Source organism: Arthrobacter sp. K4-10C (genome assembly GCF_059090085.1).
This window is the reverse complement of record NZ_JBNHFI010000021.1, coordinates 1-4977: the sequence shown is the minus strand read 5'-3', so window position 1 is coordinate 4977 and position 4977 is coordinate 1. Positions and strand designations below refer to the sequence as shown.

At 66.6% G+C, this 4977-nt stretch carries 5 protein-coding genes and 1 pseudogene; 4 read left to right on the top strand and 2 right to left on the bottom strand.

Annotated elements, in window-relative coordinates:
* The 3 genes and pseudogenes from AC5RUU_RS19535 to AC5RUU_RS19525 form a co-directional block, all read left to right on the top strand.
* A pseudogene (locus tag AC5RUU_RS19535) lies at positions 1-815 on the top strand (hypothetical protein); the annotation flags it as partial.
* 283 nt (positions 816-1098) lie between these two features.
* A complete protein-coding gene (locus tag AC5RUU_RS19530) occupies positions 1099-2325 on the top strand; it encodes a serine/threonine-protein kinase (RefSeq protein WP_493976860.1) in 1227 nt (408 codons plus the stop codon).
* Positions 2322-2828: a hypothetical protein gene (locus tag AC5RUU_RS19525; protein ID WP_493976859.1), complete on the top strand. Its 507-nt coding sequence runs from the start codon at positions 2322-2324 to the stop codon at positions 2826-2828. Before AC5RUU_RS19530 ends, AC5RUU_RS19525 begins: the two co-directional genes overlap by 4 nt.
* A gap of 58 nt (positions 2829-2886) precedes the next feature.
* Here the strand turns inward: AC5RUU_RS19525 and AC5RUU_RS19520 are convergent, their stop codons facing one another.
* Positions 2887-3783, bottom strand: a complete 897-nt coding sequence (locus tag AC5RUU_RS19520) for a LysR family transcriptional regulator (protein WP_493976858.1) — start codon at positions 3781-3783, stop codon at positions 2887-2889.
* 85 nt (positions 3784-3868) lie between these two features.
* On the opposite strand from AC5RUU_RS19520, the gene AC5RUU_RS19515 reads away from it, so the two are divergent.
* Positions 3869-4810 carry an EamA family transporter gene (locus AC5RUU_RS19515; RefSeq protein ID WP_493976857.1) on the top strand — a complete coding sequence of 314 codons (942 nt, stop codon included), beginning with the start codon at positions 3869-3871 and terminating at the stop codon, positions 4808-4810.
* A 75-nt stretch (positions 4811-4885) separates the two neighbouring features.
* On the opposite strand, the gene AC5RUU_RS19510 is transcribed toward AC5RUU_RS19515, so the two are convergent.
* Positions 4886-4977 (bottom strand): IS3 family transposase (locus tag AC5RUU_RS19510; protein WP_493975930.1); only part of this gene is annotated, 92 nt, incomplete at its 5' end.

The following is a 4977-nucleotide window of genomic DNA, read 5'->3' as shown; positions in this document are numbered from 1 at the left end:
CCGCCGACGCAGCCCTGGCCCTCGGAAACGTCACCGGCACCGACAGCGGCACCACCGCCGACGTGGCCGCAGCCGCTGATGTAACCCTCGGCCTTGGAGCCGGAGACAGTGTTGCGGCCGATGCAGCCGTAGCCGCCGATGCAGCACTCGGCCTGGGAGATGTCGTGGGCACCGACGGCACCACCAACGGACTGGACGCCGCAGTTGACGCAGCCCTCGGCCTCGACCTGGGCCTTGGAAACATCACCGGCACCGACGGCACCACCGGCGGACTCGACACCGTCGTAGACGCTGTCCTCGACATCGGCATTGGAACCGGCGGCACCGACGGTATCACCGGCGGCAGCGGCGGCGTGGACGCCGTTGTGGATGTAGGGCTGGATCTCGGCATCGGTCTGATCGGTGGCAACGGCACCGAAACGCCCGGCACCGAAACCCCGGGAACCGAAACACCGGGCACCGGCACTCCGGGTGACGGCAACACCGGCGGTGTTGGCACTGTTGATCCGGGAACGGACAACCCTGGCACCGATAGCGGCGCCGGCAATGGAGACGGTTCCAACAACGGTACCTCGGGCACCAACAACGGCAACGGCACGGACGCTGGCACCACCGGCACCGGCGGCATCTCCGTAGCCTCCGCCGGATCCACCGCAGTGGGCGGCGCTATCGCGGCGGACACCACTCCCCGCAGCAGCCAGGCCCGGGGCACCAGTGCCCTGGCGAACACGGGCACGGACGCTTCCTTGGTCCCGCTGGCCCTGCTGCTTCTGGTGGCAGGACTCCTGGTGCTCCGTAAGCGCAAGGTGTCCTAGCCGGTTCGAAAGGCATCTGACAGCGCCTGCATTATGCGCCTGAAGCGGCTGCAGCCAGCAGGCTGAAGGAAAGGAGGCCAACCCCCAGGAACACACGAAACTGCCGCAAACATGTCTTCAGCACATATGTCCTTGTGGCCGGTGGTCCGGTGGCGAAAATTCTCGACTCGCCGCCGGACCGTCGGTGTGCCGCCGTGGGAAAGCCAGGCCAATCGCTAGTTGTGCCGCACCGCCCGTATAATTTTGAGTACGACAGTGCGGCAGCGCACCGGGAGGAACGGTCATGGTGGCGGAATCGCCTAGCTCCATTACGAATGAAGTGGTTGGCGGACGTTATCGGTTGGGCGAGGTTATTGGCCGTGGCGGAATGTCGTCTGTTTATTGTGCCAGGGACGAGAACCTGGGCCGCGACGTGGCACTCAAACTCTTCGCGCCGCAGGCTCCTGATGCAGAGGAACTGAAGCGCCAGGAAGCAGAGATCCAGCTTCTGGCCACCCTGAACCACCCGGGCCTGGTCACCCTTTTTGATGCCGGCATCGATACGCGCATACCGGACGAGCCCCGGCCGTTCCTCACCATGGAACTGGTGGAGGGCCAGGACCTGCGCACCCGGATCCGGCACAGCACCGTGCCGCTGGAAGAACTCGCCGTCATTGGCGCCGGCATTGCCGATGCCCTGGCCTACGTCCACGGACTGGGCATCATCCATCGCGACATCAAGCCAGCCAACATCCTGCTGGTCCAGATTCGGCCCGGCGAGCCGCTGCGCCCGAAGCTGACCGATTTCGGCATCGCCAGGATCGTCGACTCGACGAGGCTCACGGCCACTGGCACCATGGTGGGCACCGCCGCGTACCTCAGCCCGGAGCAGGCCATGGGCCAGCCCCTCTCCCCCGCCACGGACATCTATTCACTGGGCCTCGTGCTGTTGGAATGCATCAAAGGCACCGTGGAATACCCGGGCGGTGCGGTTGAGTCCGCCGTTGCCCGGCTGCACCGGGCACCCGAAATCCCGGACGACGTCCCTTCGGAGTGGGCTAACCTGATCCGCTCCATGACTGCCATCGAGCCCTTGGAGCGGCCGGCTGCGGGGGACATCGAGGTTGCGCTGCGCCAGGCTTTGGTATCACCGGCCTCAACCCCGGGCGAACTGGCGCCGGAGACAACCCGGGTACTGCCGGCCATGCCGTTCCATCCGCCTTCAATCACAGCCGAAGAGTCGGTGGATGAGATTCGTGAGGCTGCCGTGGGATCAGGTGAGCCGTCCATTTTGCCCAGCGGGCCGCAGCCGACCAAGGCCGGAGAGGCCGTGCCATCCCTGCACCCGCAAACCCGGACCAAGCGGTTTTGGCTCGTCTTGGTCCTCAGCCTCGTGGTAGTTGCCGCGGCCGTTGCCGCGGTGATGATGACGCTGTCCGCCCAGGCCCCCGCCGACGTCGTGCCCTACCCGGAAGTGACAGGCGTACTGGGCGAACACCTGGAGGAACTCCAAAAAAGCGTGGAACCGTGAGGCTGAGGCAGGACAACCCGCGGGTATTGGCATGGCCGGCCATTCTGCTGGCAGCAGGTCTGCTGAGTGGCTGTGGCACGGCCGAGACGGGTTTGCAGCGCGATGCCGCCCGGCAACTGCAGGCCAGGGTGCTTGAGGTCACGCAGGCATCATCGCAGGGTGATCCTGCCGCGGCCCTGAGGGCCCTTGACGGACTTGAGGCGGAGCTGGAAGCCGCCCAGGCCAAGGGCGACCTTTCCGATGAGCGGCGGCGGAGCATCACCACGATCGCCACCGCCGTGCGGGCGGACCTAGAGGACGCTGCTGCCGCCGCGGCCGAGGCAGCGGCCCTGGAGAAGGCGGCAGCGGACCAGGCCGCAGCGGACAAAGCAGCAGCTGAACAGGCAGCAGCCCAGACTTCACCGCCCGTCCAGGAGCCGGCACCGGCGCCGGAGCCCCAGCCTGAGCCTGAGCCCGACAAGGATGATGACAAAAAGGGCGGGAAAGGCAAGGGCAACGACTGAGCCCTTCGAACGGGAGGCAGGGTACGACGGCGGCACGCACCAGCCCGGTCAGCTCCAGTCAGGCAGACCGCTGGCTCTGTACCCTGACCAGCTCCAGGACAACGGCCAGGGCGGGCCAGTTGCTGTTGCCCCGCCGGCAGCGGGCGTACGCCCGGACCGTCACCGCCGGGTTCTTTAACGGGATGAGGCTGACACCTCGTTGCACCGGCCGGTCCGCCGGCAGGAGCCCGATGCCCATTCCCGCGAGGATCAGGTCCTCCACCAGGTCCAGGCTGTCCGCCTGGTGCCGTATCCGGGGTTCGAAGCCGGCCATCGAGGCAATCAGCCGAAGGACTTCCTCGTCCGCGGTGTTACGCGAGTTTCCGATCCAGTCGGAGCCGTGGAAGCGCCGGAAGATCTCCGGCGCCGGTTCGTTGCCCGCAGCCATCGCATCGGGAACACCCAGGCTCCAGGGCGTGCTCCAGAGATGGACGGACTCGTAGGCGGCGCCTCCCTTGTCTGGGGCCAGGTTGTAGTCGTAGGTCAGGGCAAGGTCCACTGCGTCGGCGGCCAGCAGAGCCAGCGCTTCGGCCGGTTCGTGCTCCCGGACCTCGATCTTCACGTCGGGGTGGATGCCGGCGAGTTCTCCAACGATGGGCATCAGGACTGCACGTACGGCGGTGGCAAACCCAGCTACCCGGACGGTGCCGGCCGGCTCGGCTTCCGGGTCCAGCTCCGCGGCGGCAGCGTTGACGGCGGCGAGGATGGTGACAGCGTGGTCGGCCAGGCGCCGTCCCGCCGGAGTCAGGCGGACCCCGCGGCCAGCGGGCTCAAGGAGCCGAGTGCCCGTCTCACGGGCAAGCGCGGCGATCTGCTGGGAAACGGTTGACGTGGTGGTGCCGAAAGTGTCGGCGACGTTCCTCATCGATCCCTGGCGTGCCAACTCCAGCAGCACTTCGAGGCGTCGCGTTTCCATGGTTCCAATTGTCCATGAATCATGAACAATGTGTCTGCATTGGTCACGTGGACGTTGACAGTGGTGGACAGCTTTACTGAAACGCATGGCATTTTCTCGAATTCGAAGCAGCGGAGCAGGCAGCGGGACGGCAATGGCCGGAGCAGCAATGTGCTGCGTCCAATTGGGGCTTGCAGCGTCGGTGGGGCTTGCGGACCGGCTGGGTCCGGAAGGCGTTTCCTGGTTGCGCCTGGCCTGGGCGGCGGTAATCCTGGTGGCTTTCACCCGCCCCTGGCGTTCGCGGTTCAGCAGGAAGGGACTGCTGACCTGCATCCTCCTGGGACTGGTGACTGCGGGCATGACGGTGCTGTTCATGGCGGCGGCAGTGCGCATACCCCTGGGGATGGCCAGCGCCCTGGAGTTCCTGGGCCCACTGTCGGTCGCGGTCATTCAGGGCCGCAGGGCAGGGCGATGGTGGGCGCTGGTTGCGGCTGCCGGGGTGGTGGCGCTGACCGAACCCTGGCACGGCGGCGCCGATCTCGGCGGGATTCTGTTGGCGCTCGGCGCGGCAGCCTGCTGGGCCGGCTACATTCTGTTGACGCAGCGCGCCGGCGACGAAGTCGCTGGCCTCCAGGCGCTTGCGGTATCCATGCCCGTCGCAGCGGCCGCGACCACTGTAATCGTGGGACCTGCCGTGTTCGCCCATTTCGACTGGCAGCTGCTGCTCATCGGGGCAGGCCTCGCCCTCCTGATGCCGGTCATCCCGTTCAGCCTTGAGCTGATGGCCCTCCGCCGCCTGAAGGCCTCTGCCTTCGGGACACTTATGAGCCTGGAACCAGCCATCGCCGTCGTCATTGGCTTTGCCGTGTTGGGACAGGACCATGGGGTCAGCGCCATCGTGGGCATCGCGCTGGTTGTGGCGGCGGGCATCGGGGTCACGCTCCAGGCCGGCCGGAGCACTGTGCCGTCCGCCTCGCCGCAGGCGGGCACCACGGGACAGGACGACGTCGGGCGGGCGCCGGCAACGTCAGGCTCGGCTCGGTCATAGCAGGTGGAGTGGCAAAAAGGAGGCGGCGCCCCGGATTGAACTGGTCCCCAAAAGTTGGACTGGCCAAATAAGAGCCTAAGCCGCAAGGGCCTGAGTACGGTATTGCACCGGGCTCAGGCCCTTGAGTTTTGTTGAGATTCTGTTGGTGTTGTACCAGTGGATGTAGT